This is a genomic window from Georgenia sp. Z1344 (assembly GCF_049856295.1).
In the GTDB taxonomy this organism is placed as follows: Bacteria; Actinomycetota; Actinomycetes; order Actinomycetales; family Actinomycetaceae; genus JB111.
This window is the reverse complement of sequence record NZ_JBNDMZ010000005.1, coordinates 168,838-182,870: the sequence shown is the minus strand read 5'-3', so window position 1 is coordinate 182,870 and position 14,033 is coordinate 168,838. Positions and strand designations below refer to the sequence as shown.

Here is a 14,033-nt window from a genome sequence, read left to right as displayed (position 1 = left end):
CCGTGGGCGGGCGTCGCGGCCTGTCCGGCCGGCCCTGAGACCCTCTCGACGCAGAAGGAGTACCGCATGAAGACCATCGAGTCCCTCGGTGACCTCGCCGGTCGCCGCGTGCTCGTCCGCTCGGACTTCAACGTCCCGCTGGACGGCACCACGATCACCGACGACGGGCGCATCCGCGCCGCCCTGCCCACCCTCACGCGTCTGGCCGACGCCGGCGCGAAGGTCGTGGTCATGGCGCACCTCGGCCGCCCCAAGGGTGAGGTGCGGCCGGAGTTCAGCCTGGCCCCGGTCGCCGCCCGCCTCGGTGAGCTGCTCGGGCGCGAGGTCACCCTCGCCCCCGACGTCGTGGGCGACGGCGCGGCCGCCGCCGTCGAGGCCCTGGCCGACGGCCAGGTCCTCCTGCTCGAGAACGTCCGCTTCGACCCGCGCGAGAGCTCGAAGGACGACGCCGAGCGTCAGGCCATGGCCGCCGACCTCGCGCGGTTCGCCGACGCGTTCGTCTCCGACGGCTTCGGCGTGGTCCACCGCAAGCAGGCCTCGGTCTACGACATCGCCCAGGTCCTGCCCGCGGCCGCCGGGGAGCTCGTGCTCGCCGAGGTCGAGGCGCTGTCCCGCGCGACCACCGACCCGGAGCGCCCCTACGCGGTGGCCCTCGGCGGCTCGAAGGTCTCCGACAAGCTCGGCGTCATCGCCAACCTCATCGGCAAGGCCGACACGCTGCTCGTCGGTGGCGGCATGGCGTTCACGTTCCTGGGGGCCCAGGGCCACGAGGTCGGCACCTCGCTCCTCGAGGAGGACCAGCTCGACACGGTCCGCGGCTACCTCGACCAGGCCGCCGAGCGCGGCGTGCAGATCCTCCTGCCCTCCGACGTCGTCGTCGCGCCGGCGTTCGACGCCGAGGCACCGGCCACGACGGTCGCCGCCGATGCGATCCCCGCCGACCAGATGGGTCTCGACATCGGCCCGGAGACGTCCGCGGCGTACGCGGAGGCGATCGCCGGCGCGCGCACGGTCGTGTGGAACGGCCCCATGGGCGTCTTCGAGATGGCCCCGTTCGCCGCCGGCACGAAGGCGGTCGCCCAGGCGCTGTCCGACGCGGACGGCTACACCATCGTCGGCGGCGGCGACTCCGCCGCCGCCGTCCGGCTCCTCGGCTTCGACGAGTCGACCTTCTCCCACATCTCCACCGGCGGCGGTGCCTCCCTCGAGCTCCTCGAGGGCAAGGTGCTCCCCGGTCTCAGCGTCCTGGAGGACAACGCGTGACCACCCGCACCCCGCTGATGGCGGGCAACTGGAAGATGAACCTCGACCACCACGAGGCCACGCACCTCGTGCAGAAGCTCGCGTGGACCCTGGCCGACGCCAAGCACGACCACGAGCAGGTCGAGGTCGTCGTCGTCCCGCCGTACACGGACCTGCGGTCCGTGCAGACCCTGGTCGACGGCGACAAGCTGGAGATCCGCTACGGCGCGCAGGACGTCTCCGAGCACGCCTCGGGCGCCTACACCGGCGAGATCTCGGCGGCGATGCTCGCCAAGCTCGGCGTCACCCACGTCGTCGTCGGACACTCCGAGCGTCGCGAGTACCACGCCGAGGACGACGCGCTGGTGGGCCGCAAGGCTGCCGCCGCGCTCGGTGCGGGGATCACTCCCATCATCTGCGTCGGCGAGGGCCTCGACGTCCGCCAGGCCGGGCAGCACGTCGAGCACGTGACCGCCCAGGTCACCGGCGTGTTCGAGGCGCTGGACGCCGACCAGGCCGCCACGGTCGTCGTGGCGTACGAGCCCGTCTGGGCGATCGGCACCGGCGAGGTGGCCACGCCCGAGGACGCGCAGGAGGTATGCGCCGCCGTGCGCGCCCGCCTCGCCGAGCTCTACACCGCCGAGCTCGCGGACTCGGTCCGCGTCCTCTACGGCGGCTCGGTGAAGTCGGCGAACATCGCCGCCATCATGGCGGGCGAGGACGTCGACGGCGCGCTCGTCGGGGGCGCCAGCCTCAAGGCCGAGGAGTTCGCCGCGATCGTGCGCTACCAGCAGCACGTGGGCGGCTGACCCGAGCCACCAGGCACGACCCGCACGGCGGGGGAGGCGGTCGGATCGATCGCGTCCCCCGCCGTCGTCGTGCGTGGACGTACGGGCGTTCGCCCGACCGCCGTCCGGCTTCCGGGGTCCGGGGCCCGGGGTCCGACGGGAGCGTCCGGGCGAGGACGCCCCGTGCGCCGCGCCGCCTCGCGGGCCGCGTCCGGGCCCCCGCAGCATCGCTTATCATCGTCGGGGCGCCTCCTGGCGTCCCGCGTCGTTCCCGAGGAGTTGTGTCCGTGATCTGGCTCAAGGTCGTCCTGAGCGTGCTGCTCGTCCTGCTGAGCATCGTGCTCGTCCTCTTCGTGCTCATGCACAAGGGACGCGGCGGCGGCCTGTCGGACATGTTCGGCGGCGGGCTCACCTCGTCCGTCGGCTCCTCCGGGGTCGCCGAGCGCAACCTCAACCGGCTGACCGTGGGCGTGTCCGTGGCGTGGGGCCTGTGCGTGGTCATGCTCGGCCTCATCATGAAGTTCGGAGACTGACATGGCCGGGGGGAACGCGATCCGGGGCTCGCGCGTAGGAGCGGGCCCGATGGGGGAGATGGAGCGCGGCGAGCTCGCCCCCCGCGTCAAGGTCACGTACTGGTGCGCGCAGGGCCACGAGGCGAGCCCGAGCTTCGCGGTCGACGCCGAGGTCGTGCCCCCCGAGACCTGGGACTGCCCCCGCTGCGGCCTGCCCGCCGGCCAGGACCGGGAGAACCCGCCGGACGCCCCGCGCAACGAGCCCTACAAGACCCACCTCGCGTACGTGAAGGAGCGCCGGTCGGACGACGACGGCGCGGCCCTCCTCGACGAGGCGCTCAGCGCCCTGCGCGCCCGCCGCGGCACGGCCTGACCCGACCGACCGGCGGTCGCCGGCTGCGCCCGCGCCGCCCTCCCACAGCTTCCCGCACGACGAACGACGACGGCCCGGTGGCCGGAGCCTGAGCTCCGCCACCGGGCCGTCGTCGTCGGGACGGGCGCGCCGCTCCGACCAGCGGGCCCGCACCCGCGGACGTCACGCCGTGGAGGTCACGCCGTGGAGGTCACGCCTTCGCCGCGTCCAGCGCCGAGCGCACCGTCTGCAGCAGCTCGTCCCAGGAGACCTCGAACTTGTGCACGCCCTCCTGCTCGAGCTTGTCGGTGACCTCGTCGATGTCGATCCCGACCGCCGCGAGCTCCTCGAGGACCCGCTGGGACTCCTCGGCGCGGCCGCTGACCGTGTCGCCGGTGACCTCCCCGTGGTCCGCTGTCGCGCGGAGCGTCTTCTCCGGCATCGTGTTGACGGTGTCGTCCGCGACGAGCTCCTCGACGTACATCGTGTCGCGGTACGCCTCGTCCTTCACGCCGGTCGAGGCCCACAGCGGACGCTGACGGTGGGCCCCGGCGGCGGCGAGCTCCGTGAAGCGGGGCGCGTCGAAGATCTCCTCGAACGCGGCGTAGGCGAGCCGGGCGTTGGCGATCGCGGTGCGCCCCCGCAGCGCCGTGGCCTCGGAGGTGCCGAGGGCGTCGAGCCGCTTGTCGATCTCGCCGTCCACGCGCGAGACGAAGAACGACGCGACGGAGCGGATGGTCGACAGGTCGATCCCCTTCTCCTGCGCGCACTCGAGGCCGTCGAGGTAGGCGGCGGCGACGGCGCGGTAGCGGTCGAGGGAGAAGATGAGCGTGACGTTGACGCTGATGCCGTCGGCGATCGCGTCGGCGATGGCCGGCAGACCCTGCTCGGTGGCGGGGATCTTGATCATGGCGTTCGGGCGGTCGACGATCCGCCACAGCTCGCGCGCCTGGGCGATCGTGCCGGCGGTGTCGCGGGCCAGGCGCGGGTCGACCTCGATCGACACACGACCGTCCTGGCCGGCGGAGGCCTCGAACACCGGGGCCATCACGTCGCACGCGGCCCGCACGTCGTCGGTCGTGATCGTCGTGACGGCCTTCTCGAGGTCGGTGTCCGCGGCGGCGAGCTCGGCCACCTGGGCGTCGTAGGCGGACCCCTTCGACAGGGCACCGGCGAAGATCGTCGGGTTCGTCGTCACACCGACCACGTGGTCGGTGTCGATGAGCGCCTCCAGCGAGCCGTTCGTCAGCCGCTCGCGGGACAGGTCGTCGAGCCACACGGACACGCCGTGGGCGGAGAGCTGGGCCAGGGGGGTGGTTGCGTCGGTCATCTCGTCCTCCGGTGGGTGGGACGACGACGGGCCGCGGCCGATGCGTACCGGCCACGGCCCGTCGTCAGGGTGCACTGCGTGGTCAGGCCGAGGCGGCCTCGATCGACTCCTTCGCGGCGGCCACGACGGCGTCCGCCGTTATACCGAGCTTCTCCATGACGACGTCGCCGGCCGCCGAGGCGCCGTAGCCCTCGATCGACACGGACCTGCCGGCGTCGCCGACGATGCCGCGCCACGGCATGGCGAGGCCCGCCTCGACGCTCACGCGGGCGCGGACGCCGGCGGGCAGCACATCCTCGCGGTACGCCTCGTCCTGGTCGGCGAACCACTCGACGCTCGGCATCGACACGACGCGCGCCCCGACGCCCTCGGCCTGCAGCGTCTCGCGCGCGGCGAGGGCCAGCTGCACCTCGGAGCCCGTGGCGACGAGCAGGACGTCGACGGAGCCCGTGGGGCTGTCGGCGAGCACGTAGCCACCGCGGAGCACGCCCTCGGCGGACGTGAGGCCGGTGTCGCCGCCGCGCTCCGGGTTGGGCAGGTTCTGGCGGGACAGGACGAGGCCGACCGGGCGGTCGGTCCGCTCGAGGATGCCCCGCCACGCGGCGGCGGTCTCGGCGGCGTCGGCCGGTCGGACGACGTCCAGGTCGGGGATCGCGCGCAGGGCCGTCAGGTGCTCGATCGGCTGGTGGGTCGGGCCGTCCTCGCCGACGCCGACGGAGTCGTGCGTCCACACGTAGATCGACGGCGTGCCCATGATCGAGGCGACGCGCACCGCGGCACGCATGTAGTCGGAGAACACGAGGAACGTGCCGCCGTAGGGACGGGTGACGCTCGAGGCGGAGATGCCGTTGAGGATCGACCCCATCGCGTGCTCGCGGATGCCGAAGTGCAGCGTGCGGCCGTACTTGTCGCCGGGGAACTTCTTCGACGCGCGCTCCGCGGGCAGGAACGACGGCTCGCCCTCCATCGTCGTGTTGTTCGAGCCCGCGAGGTCGGCCGAGCCGCCCCACAGCTCGGGCAGGACGGGCGCGAGCGCGGTGAGGACCTGGCCCGACGCCTTGCGGGTCGAGACGGCCTTGCCGGCCTCGAACTCGGGCAGGGCGTCGGTCCACCCCTCGGGGAGCTCCTTGGCCACGAGGCGGTCGAGCAGGGCGGCGCGCTCGGGGGCTGCGGTCCGCCACGCGTCGTAGCTCTTCTCCCACGTGGCGCGCGCCGCGGACGCTCGCTCGGCGGCCTGCGTGCGCGTGCGCTCGATGACCTCGTCGGCCACCGCGAAGTGCTCCTCGGGGTCGAAGCCGAGGACCTTCTTGGTGCCCGCGACCTCCTCCTGGCCGAGCGCGGCGCCGTGCGCGGTGCCCGTGCCCTGGAGGGTCGGCGCCGGCCAGCCGATGACGGTCTTGAGCGCGATGAACGACGGGCGCTCGGTCTCCGCCTTCGCCGCCTCGATCGCGGCGTTCAGGGCGTCGACGTCCTCCTCGTACCCCGTGCCGCCCTTGGTGAAGTCGACGACCTGGACGTGCCAGCCGTAGGCCTCGTAGCGGGCGACGGTGTCCTCGGAGAACGCGATCGACGTGTCGTCCTCGATCGAGATCTCGTTGTCGTCCCAGAACACGACGAGGTTGCCGAGCTTCTGCGTGCCGGCGAGCGAGCTCGCCTCGGAGGTCACGCCCTCCTGCATGTCGCCGTCGGAGGCGATGACGTAGACGTGGTGGTCGAACGGCGAGGTGCCGGCGGCGGCGTCCGGGTCGAACAGGCCGCGCTCACGACGGCTCGCCATCGCCATGCCCACGGCGTTCGCCAGGCCCTGACCGAGCGGGCCCGTGGTCACCTCGACGCCGTCGGTGTGGTGGTACTCCGGGTGCCCGGGGGTCTTCGAGCCCCACGTGCGCAGCGACTGGATGTCCTCGAGCTCGAGGCCCCACCCGCCGAGGTAGAGCTGGACGTACTGGGTGAGCGAGGAGTGACCGGCGGAGAGCACGAACCGGTCGCGGCCGATCCAGCGGCTGTCCTTCGGGTCGTGCCGCATGACCTTCTGGTAGAGGAGGTAGGCGAGCGGGGCGAGGGACATCGCGGTCCCGGGGTGACCGTTGCCCGTCTTCTGGACGGCGTCGAGGGCGAGCAGCCGGGCGGTGTCCACCGCCTTGCGGTCGAGCTCGTCGAGCACCGGTGCGTGGTCGTTCACGTGTCCTCCAGTTCGTCGGGGTGCGCACATGGGCGCGGCGGATCTCCGTCCAGCCTAGTGCGCTGCCCGGGGAGTGGCACGTGCCTCCCGGGTGCCGCCGGGGCCGGGGGAGTGCGACCGGTAGACTGGCCGGACCCGTCCTCCACGCGCCGATCCTCTGCGCTCCTGGGGGGAGCGGGACAGGCAGAGAGGCGGTGCGCGTGCACGAGCGCGACCTGGTGAGCAGCCCGGAGGCCGCGACCGCGGCGGACGGCGCGGTCGAGCGTCCCGAGGGAGCGGACGCACGTCCCGACGACGCGCGGGCCACCGGAGCCGCCGACCGCACCGCCGCCGGCCGGGCCGGAGCCGCGGGCGCCCACGGCGCCGCGTCGCACCCCGGACCGCTGCACCCGGGCCGACGCCGGTCGCGGCTCGCCGCCTACGTCGCGCTGACGAAGCCCCGGATCATCGAGCTGCTGCTCGTCACCACGCTGCCCACGATGGTCCTCGCCGCCGACGGTTGGCCCGGGTGGTGGAAGGTCATCGTCGCGCTCGTGGGCGGGGCGATCGCCGCGGGCTCCGCCAACGCGTTCAACATGGTCCTCGACAGGGACATCGACGCGGTGATGAACAGGACCCGTGAGCGCCCGCTCGTCACCGGCGAGATCCGCCCGCGCGACGCGCTGGTCTTTGCGTCCGTCCTCGGCGTGGTCTCGGTCGCGTGGTTCGCGCTGCTGGCCAACCTCGTCGCGTCGGCGCTCACGCTGGCGGCGATCCTGCTCTACGTCGTCTTCTACACGATGATCCTCAAGCGCCGTACGAGCCAGAACATCGTGTGGGGCGGGGTGGCCGGCTGCATGCCGGTCGTCATCGGCTGGTCGGTCGTCACCGGCTCCCTCGACTGGCCGGCGCTCGTCCTCTTCCTCATCGTCTTCTTCTGGACGCCGCCGCACTACTGGCCGCTGTCGATGAAGTTCACCAAGGACTACCAGCGCGCCGGGGTGCCGATGCTCGGCGCCGTCAAGGGCGCCCCGACCGTCGCCACGCACGGACTTGTCTACGCGGTACTCACCGTGGCCACCTCGCTCGCGCTGATCCCGGTCGCGTCGACCGGCTGGTTCTACGCCGTCGCCGCCGTGCTCTCGGGCGGCTGGTTCCTGCTCCAGTGCGCGCAGCTCGTCCGGCTGGCGGGCGACCCGCGCCGGGGGCGGAAGCAGGCCATGACCGTCTTCCACGGCTCGATCACCTACCTGTCGGTGCTCTTCCTCGCCGTCGCGATCGACCCGTTCGTCCCGTGACGACCGCGGGTCGGTCCCGGGCCGCCGGTCCGGTCCGGCCGGTCGTGGTCCCGGCGCTCCCGCCGGCCTCGCCGACCCCGTCCCCGGCTCCGCGCCCATGACCCGCGACGCGCTCGACGACGCGCTCGAGCAGTACCTCGCGCACGTCGCCGTCGAGCGGGGTCTGTCCGCGCACACCGTCGCCGCGTACCGGCGCGACCTCACCCGCTACACCGGCCACCTGCGCGCCCTCGGGCGCGCCCGCCTCGCTGACGTCACGGTCGACGACGTCGCGGCCTTCGCCGCGGTGCTCGCGGACGGCTCCGACGGCGGGCGACCGCTCGCCGCGTCCTCCGCCGCCCGGGCGGTCACCGCCGCCCGGGGCTGGCACCGGTTCGCCCTCGCGGAGGGTCTCGTCGCCGACGACGTCGCCGCCCGGGTCCGGCCGCCCGTCCAGGGCCGCCGCCTGCCGAAAGCCATCGGGGTGAGCGAGGTCGAGGCGATCATCGCCGCCGCCGGCGCCGCCGAGGAGCCCCTGGGCGTGCGGGACGCCGCGCTCGTCGAGGTCCTCTACGGCACGGGCGCCCGCATCTCGGAGGCGGTCGGGCTCGCGGTCGACGACGTGGACCTGGCCGACCACGCCGTGCGCCTGTTCGGCAAGGGCCGCAAGGAGCGGGTCGTGCCGCTCGGCGGCCCCGCGGCCGACGCCGTCGGCGCGTACCTCGTCCGCGGCCGGCCCGCGCTCGCCTCGAAGGGCCGGGGGACGGCGCACCTGTTCCTCAACACGCTCGGCCGCCCGCTCTCGCGCCAGAGCGCGTGGGCCGTGCTCCGTGCCGCGGGGGAGCGTGCGGGCCTGGCCGTCGACCACCTCTCGCCGCACACGCTGCGGCACTCGTTCGCCACGCACCTGCTCGCCGGGGGCGCCGATGTCCGCGTGGTGCAGGAGCTGCTCGGGCACGCGAGCGTGACGACCACCCAGATCTACACGCAGGTCACCGTCCAGGCCCTGCGGGAGGTCTACGCGACGAGCCACCCGCGCGCCCGTGCACCCCGCAGCGGCTGAGCCGCACGCGTCGGTGGGGTGGACCGGACGGGTGGGCGCCCACGTGCCCGCGCTGCCGCGGCCGCGTCCGCCCACGCCGCGGACCGGCTGGCACGTCGGCCGTGAAGTGGGCCACGATGGGGGCATCGTCGTCGACGCTCGGAGGAGACCATGACCGCGCACGTCCCGGACACGCCCGCCTGGCAGGCACTCGCCGCGCACCACGGCGAGATCGGGCAGACCCACCTGCGCGAGCTCTTCGCCCACGCGCCGGAACGGGGCAGGACCCTGACGGCCGAGGTCGGCGACCTCTACGTGGACTACTCGAAGAATCGCGTCACCCCGCGCACGCTCGAGCTGCTCGGCGCGCTCGCGGAGGAGGTCGACCTCGCGGGGCGCACCGCCGCGATGTACGCCGGCGAGCACATCAACACCGCCGAGGACCGGGCCGTGCTCCACACGGCGCTGCGCCTGCCGCGGGACGCCGAGCTCGTGGTCGACGGACAGGATGTCGTGGCCGACGTCCACGAGGTGCTCGACCGCATGGCCGTCTTCGCCGAGAAGGTGCGCTCGGGCGAATGGACCGGGCACACGGGCAAGGCCATCACGACGGTGATCAACATCGGGATCGGCGGCTCGGACCTCGGACCGGCGATGGCCCACCGCGCCCTCGCGGCCTACGCGGACCCTCGGATCGACGTCCGGTACGTCTCCAACGTCGACGGCGACGACCTGACCGCCGCCCTCACGGGTATCGACCCCGAGGAGACCCTCGTCGTCGTCGCGTCGAAGACCTTCGGCACGATCGAGACCCTGACCAACGCGCGGTCGGCCCGGACGTGGCTCGTCGACGTGCTCGGGGACGAGGCCGCCGTCGCCAAGCACTTCGTCGCGGTGTCGACCAACGCCGAGCGGGTCGCCGAGTTCGGCATCGACACGGACAACATGTTCGGCTTCTGGGACTGGGTCGGCGGACGGTACTCGTTCACGTCCGCCGTCGGGCTCTCCGTCATGATCGCCATCGGCCCCGAGGCGTACCGCGAGATGCTCGACGGGTTCCACACGGTCGACGAGCACTTCCGCACCGCCCCGTTCGCCGAGAACGTTCCCGCGCTGCTCGCGATGATCAAGGTGTGGAACCGGAACCTCCTCGGCGCCACGACCTCCGCCGTGCTGCCCTACGCGCAGGACCTCGGCCGGTTCGCGGCCTACCTCCAGCAGCTCGACATGGAGTCCAACGGCAAGCGCGTGACCCGCGAGGGGGAGCCGGTGGAGGTGGCGACCGGGCCGATCGTGTGGGGCGAGCCCGGGACCAACGGCCAGCACGCCTTCTACCAGCTCATCCACCAGGGCACCGAGCTCGTCCCCGCGGACATGATCGGGTTCGTGCGGCCCGCGCACGAGGAGGTCGCGCTCCACCACGACCTCCTGACGGCGAACCTGTTCGCGCAGTCCGAGGCCCTCGCGTTCGGCAAGACCGCCGACGAGGTGCGCGCCGACGGCGTGCCCGAGGAGCTCGTTGCGCACAAGACTTTCCCCGGCAACCGGCCGACGACGACGATCCTCGCGCCGCGCCTCACCCCGTCGGTCCTCGGCCAGCTCGTGGCCCTCTACGAGCACGAGGTGTTCGTCCAGGGCGTGGTGTGGGGGATCAACTCGTTCGACCAGTGGGGCGTGGAGCTCGGCAAGGTGCTCGCCACCCGGATCGGCGAGGAGCTCACCGCCGAGGAGGGCCCCGCCGCCGACGCGCACGACTCCTCCACCAGCGAGCTCATCCGTCGCTACCGGGAGGCGCGCCGCTCGTGACCGGACGGTCCGCAACCGGTCGGTGACGGGCGTCTGAAGGGCGGGGACGCAGCGGGCCCGGGACCTCGACTAACCTTGAGCCGATGAGCAGCGAGCAGCCGACCCTCGACGCCGCCGGGACCGAACCGGCCGCGCCGATCTCCTGGGGCGACGAGGACTACCCGGTACCGGCCCCGTTGCCGAGCCACGGCCCGGCCCGGGTCATCGCCATGTGCAACCAGAAGGGCGGGGTCGGCAAGACGACGACGACGATCAACCTCGGCGCCGCCCTGGCCGAGTACGGCCGCAAGGTGCTCATCGTCGACTTCGACCCGCAGGGCGCCGCGTCCGCCGGGCTCGGCATCAACGCCAACGAGCTCGACCGCACCGTCTACCAGCTCATCATGGAGCGTCGGCCCGACGTCCGCTCGGCCATCCTCACGAGCCCCGTGGCGAACCTCGACGTCCTGCCCGCGAACATCGACCTCTCGGCGGCGGAGGTGCAGCTCGTCGGCGAGGTGGCCCGTGAGCAGGCCCTCGCCCGGGTGCTCGCCCCGGTGCTCGACGACTACGACGTCATCATCATCGACTGCCAGCCCTCCCTCGGCCTGCTCACGGTCAACGCGCTGACGGCCGCCCACGGCGTGCTCATCCCGCTCGAGGCGGAGTTCTTCGCGCTGCGCGGCGTGGCCCTGCTCGTCGAGACGATCGAGAAGGTGACCGACCGGCTCAACCCGCGGCTCCGCATCGACGGCATCCTCGCCACCATGGTCGACCTGCGCACCCTCCACTCGCGCGAGGTCCTCGACCGCGTGCGGGAGGCCTTCGGCGACCGCGTGTTCCGCACCGTCATCTCGCGCACCGTCAAGTTCCCCGACGCCTCCGTGGCCGCGGAGCCGATCACGAGCTACGCACCCACGCACCCGGGGGCGGACGCCTACCGGCGCCTCGCCCGCGAGCTCGTCGCCCGCGGCGATGCGGCCTGACACCGCGCCGACCGGCCCTGCAGCGGGCACCCGTCCCACCGCGGACGGGGCGCCGACGACGGGGGCCGACCCCGCGGAGCCCGCGCTGAGCTCCGAGGAGGCGGCGCAGGTACCCGCGCCGAGTCCTGAGGAGGCCGCGCAGGTGCCCGCGCTCGGCGCCGAGGAGGCGGCGCTGGCGGCCGAGGGCGGCTTCTCGATCGTCCTCGACAACTTCTCGGGCCCGTTCGACCTCCTGCTCTCACTGATCGCCAAGCACCGCCTCGACGTCACCGAGGTCGCGCTCGCGACGGTCACCGACGAGTTCATCTCCTACCTCGCGGCCGCCGACGTCTGGGACCTCGACGAGGCGAGCGAGTTCGTCGTCGTCGCGGCCACGCTGCTCGACCTCAAGGCGGCCCGGCTCCTGCCGCGCGGCGAGGTCGAGGATGCCGAGGACCTCGCGCTGCTCGAGGCCCGGGACCTGCTGTTCGCGCGGCTGCTGCAGTACCGCGCCTACAAGTCGGTCTCGGAGGACCTCGCCGAGGCGTGGGAGCGCGGGGCCCGTTCCTGGCCGCGGTCCGTCCCGCTCGAGCCGCACCTCGCCGCCCTGCTGCCCGAGCTCGTCTGGTCGGTGGGGCCGGACGACCTCGTCCGGCTCGCCGCCGCGGCCGAGGCAGGTCGGCCCGCGCCCCCCGGCGTCGGGGTCGACCACCTGCACGACCCGCTCGTGCCGGTCCCGGGCCAGGCCGCGATCCTCGTCGACCGGCTCCGGCGCGGGCGCACCGTCACCTTCCGGCAGCTCGTCGCCGACGCGCCCACGACCGGCCACGTCGTCTCCCGCTTCCTCGCCCTGCTCGAGCTGTTCCGGCAGGGTGCCGTCGGGTTCGAGCAGGCCGAGGCGCTGGCCGAGCTGTCCGTGCGATGGACGGGCCCGGAGCAGGGCGACGTCGTCGTCGGGGACCCCACCGAGGTGGGCGGGCCGGAGACCGGACCGGACGCGGCGGACGAGGAACCGGGGCCGGCCCCGGAGCCCGCGGTGGACCGGGGTGGCGACACGGCGCCGGACGGCGACGACGACGAACGAGACGACCCGAGGAGCGCATCGTGACCGCGGAACCCGACGAGGTCCGCCCCGGCGTGCCCGCCACCGACGAGCCGGGGAGCGGCGAGCCCACGCAGGACACCCTCGACGAGGTGCATGCGCGCCCCGGGACGGACGAGCTGCACGCCGCGATCGAAGGCGTCCTCATGATCGTCGACGACCCGGTGCCCGCGCTCGACCTTGCCGGTGTGCTCGGGGTGCCCACCGAGCTCGTCACCGAGGCCCTCGGCGAGCTGGCGGCCGAGTACCGCGGCGAGCGCGGCGGGCGGCGCCGGGGCTTCGAGCTCCGTGAGGTCGGCGGCGGGTGGCGGATCTACTCCTCGCCCGCGGTCGCCGACGTCGTCGGGCGGTTCGTCGTCGACGGCCAGACCGCGCGCCTCACCCAGGCCTCCCTCGAGACGCTCGCCGTCATCGCCTACCGCCAGCCGGTCACGCGTGGCCGCGTGGCGGCGGTGCGCGGCGTCAACGTCGACGGCGTCGTCCGCACCCTGCTCGCCCGCGGCCTCGTGGCCGAGGCCGGCCCCGCCGAGGAGGGCGGCGCCATGACGTTCCGCACCACGACCGCGTTCCTCGAGCGGATGGGGCTGAGCTCGCTCGACGAGCTGCCGCCGCTCGCGCCCTACCTGCCCGACCTCGGCGCCGACGGCGTCGACCCGACCGAGGGAGCGTCATGACCGACCCGCACACGCCCGAGGGCGTCCGACTCCAGAAGGTGCTCGCCGGGGCGGGCGTCGCCTCGCGGCGCGCCTCCGAGGAGCTCATCGTGGCCGGCCGGGTGAGCGTGGACGGCCAGGTCGTGCGGGAGCTCGGCACGCGCGTCGACCCGGCCACCGCCGTCATCCACGTCGACGGATCCCGCGTCCAGCTCGACGAGAGCGCCCTCACCCTCGCCCTCAACAAGCCGCGCGGCGTCGTCTCGACGATGGACGACCCGGACGGCCGCCCCTCGCTCGCCCAGTACGTCGAGGGCCGTTCCGAGCGGCTCTTCCACGTGGGCCGGCTCGACGCCGACTCCGAGGGGCTGCTCCTGCTGACGAACGACGGGGAGCTCGGCCACCGGCTCACGCACCCGTCCTACGAGGTGCCCAAGACCTACCTCGCGACCGTCGAGGGACGGATCCCCAAGGCCGTCTCCACCCAGCTGCGCGAGGGCCTCGAGCTCGAGGACGGGTTCGTCCGCCCGTCCGAGGTGACGATCAAGGACACGGCGCCCGACGCGACCCTCGTCGAGATCGTCCTGCACGAGGGCCGCAACCACATCGTGCGCCGCATGTTCGAGCAGGTCGGCCACCCGGTCACCCGCCTGCTGCGCACGCGCATCGGCTCGATCGTGCTCGGCGACCTGCGCCCCGGGCGCACCCGCGTCATCGCCGGCCCCGAGCTCGGCGCGCTCATGGCGTCGGTGGGCATGTAGCCGTCGACCCGGCGGGGTCCGCCGGTGCGCGACGCGCCACGAGCAGGAAGTCGCGTCTTGCGT

General features: G+C 73.7%; 13 protein-coding genes. 11 read left to right on the top strand and 2 right to left on the bottom strand.

The features are described 5' to 3' along the window. The first annotated feature begins 66 nt into the window (after positions 1–66). The 4 genes from ACPYO6_RS07150 to ACPYO6_RS07135 all read left to right on the top strand — a co-directional run bounded on the left by ACPYO6_RS07150 (position 67) and on the right by ACPYO6_RS07135 (position 2,915). On the top strand, positions 67–1,263 hold the full coding sequence (locus ACPYO6_RS07150; protein ID WP_425714164.1) for a phosphoglycerate kinase: 1,197 nt from the start codon (positions 67–69) through the stop codon (positions 1,261–1,263). Further along, complete coding sequence (gene tpiA, locus ACPYO6_RS07145; protein WP_425714163.1) at positions 1,260–2,051, top strand: triose-phosphate isomerase; 792 nt, start codon at positions 1,260–1,262, stop codon at positions 2,049–2,051. Before ACPYO6_RS07150 ends, tpiA begins: the two co-directional genes overlap by 4 nt. Positions 2,052–2,317: 266 nt before the next feature. Beyond that, positions 2,318–2,563, top strand: a complete 246-nt coding sequence (secG, locus tag ACPYO6_RS07140; protein WP_425714162.1) for a preprotein translocase subunit SecG — start codon at positions 2,318–2,320, stop codon at positions 2,561–2,563. 1 nt (position 2,564) lies between these two features. After that, the gene (locus ACPYO6_RS07135) at positions 2,565–2,915 is read left to right on the top strand and encodes an RNA polymerase-binding protein RbpA (RefSeq protein ID WP_425714161.1); all 351 of its coding nucleotides are present in this window, start codon (positions 2,565–2,567) and stop codon (positions 2,913–2,915) included. Between the two features lie 190 nt (positions 2,916–3,105). Here ACPYO6_RS07135 and tal read toward each other — a convergent pair whose 3' ends face one another. Further along, entirely contained in the window at positions 3,106–4,224 is a 1,119-nt protein-coding gene (tal, locus tag ACPYO6_RS07130; RefSeq protein WP_425714160.1) for a transaldolase, read from the bottom strand. Positions 4,225–4,306: 82 nt separating this feature from the next. Next, complete coding sequence (gene tkt / locus ACPYO6_RS07125) at positions 4,307–6,406, bottom strand: transketolase (RefSeq protein ID WP_425714159.1); 2,100 nt, start codon at positions 6,404–6,406, stop codon at positions 4,307–4,309. Positions 6,407–6,789: 383 nt separating this feature from the next. Here tkt and ACPYO6_RS07120 point away from each other — a divergent pair, with 383 nt between their 5' ends. From ACPYO6_RS07120 to ACPYO6_RS07090, 7 genes are all read left to right on the top strand, one after another. Beyond that, positions 6,790–7,683, top strand: a complete 894-nt coding sequence (locus ACPYO6_RS07120; protein WP_425714239.1) for a heme o synthase — start codon at positions 6,790–6,792, stop codon at positions 7,681–7,683. Between the two features lie 97 nt (positions 7,684–7,780). Then, positions 7,781–8,725 carry a site-specific tyrosine recombinase XerD gene (locus ACPYO6_RS07115; protein ID WP_425714158.1) on the top strand — a complete coding sequence of 315 codons (945 nt, stop codon included), beginning with the start codon at positions 7,781–7,783 and terminating at the stop codon, positions 8,723–8,725. 150 nt (positions 8,726–8,875) lie between these two features. After that, positions 8,876–10,510 carry a glucose-6-phosphate isomerase gene (gene pgi, locus ACPYO6_RS07110; RefSeq protein WP_425714157.1) on the top strand — a complete coding sequence of 545 codons (1,635 nt, stop codon included), beginning with the start codon at positions 8,876–8,878 and terminating at the stop codon, positions 10,508–10,510. An 83-nt stretch (positions 10,511–10,593) separates the two neighbouring features. Further along, entirely contained in the window at positions 10,594–11,475 is an 882-nt protein-coding gene (locus ACPYO6_RS07105) for a ParA family protein (RefSeq protein ID WP_425714156.1), read from the top strand. Continuing rightward, complete coding sequence (locus tag ACPYO6_RS07100) at positions 11,465–12,562, top strand: segregation and condensation protein A (RefSeq protein ID WP_425714155.1); 1,098 nt, start codon at positions 11,465–11,467, stop codon at positions 12,560–12,562. Before ACPYO6_RS07105 ends, ACPYO6_RS07100 begins: the two co-directional genes overlap by 11 nt. Continuing rightward, a complete protein-coding gene (scpB, locus tag ACPYO6_RS07095; protein ID WP_425714154.1) occupies positions 12,559–13,230 on the top strand; it encodes an SMC-Scp complex subunit ScpB in 672 nt (223 codons plus the stop codon). Before ACPYO6_RS07100 ends, scpB begins: the two co-directional genes overlap by 4 nt. Further along, on the top strand, positions 13,227–13,970 hold the full coding sequence (locus ACPYO6_RS07090; protein ID WP_425714153.1) for a pseudouridine synthase: 744 nt from the start codon (positions 13,227–13,229) through the stop codon (positions 13,968–13,970). Before scpB ends, ACPYO6_RS07090 begins: the two co-directional genes overlap by 4 nt. Positions 13,971–14,033: the final 63 nt, after the last annotated feature.

Bases quoted from the DNA above. Each gene is read 5' to 3' on its own strand.
- ACPYO6_RS07150 (WP_425714164.1), top strand. From the start codon at position 67: ATGAAGACCATCGAGTCCCTCGGTGACCTCGCCGGTCGCCGCGTGCTC.
- ACPYO6_RS07105 (WP_425714156.1), top strand. From the start codon at position 10,594: ATGAGCAGCGAGCAGCCGACCCTCGACGCCGCCGGGACCGAACCGGCC.
- tal (WP_425714160.1), bottom strand. From the start codon at position 4,224: ATGACCGACGCAACCACCCCCCTGGCCCAGCTCTCCGCCCACGGCGTG.
- ACPYO6_RS07115 (WP_425714158.1), top strand. From the start codon at position 7,781: ATGACCCGCGACGCGCTCGACGACGCGCTCGAGCAGTACCTCGCGCAC.
- ACPYO6_RS07090 (WP_425714153.1), top strand. From the start codon at position 13,227: ATGACCGACCCGCACACGCCCGAGGGCGTCCGACTCCAGAAGGTGCTC.
- ACPYO6_RS07100 (WP_425714155.1), top strand. From the start codon at position 11,465: ATGCGGCCTGACACCGCGCCGACCGGCCCTGCAGCGGGCACCCGTCCC.
- ACPYO6_RS07135 (WP_425714161.1), top strand. From the start codon at position 2,565: ATGGCCGGGGGGAACGCGATCCGGGGCTCGCGCGTAGGAGCGGGCCCG.
- pgi (WP_425714157.1), top strand. From the start codon at position 8,876: ATGACCGCGCACGTCCCGGACACGCCCGCCTGGCAGGCACTCGCCGCG.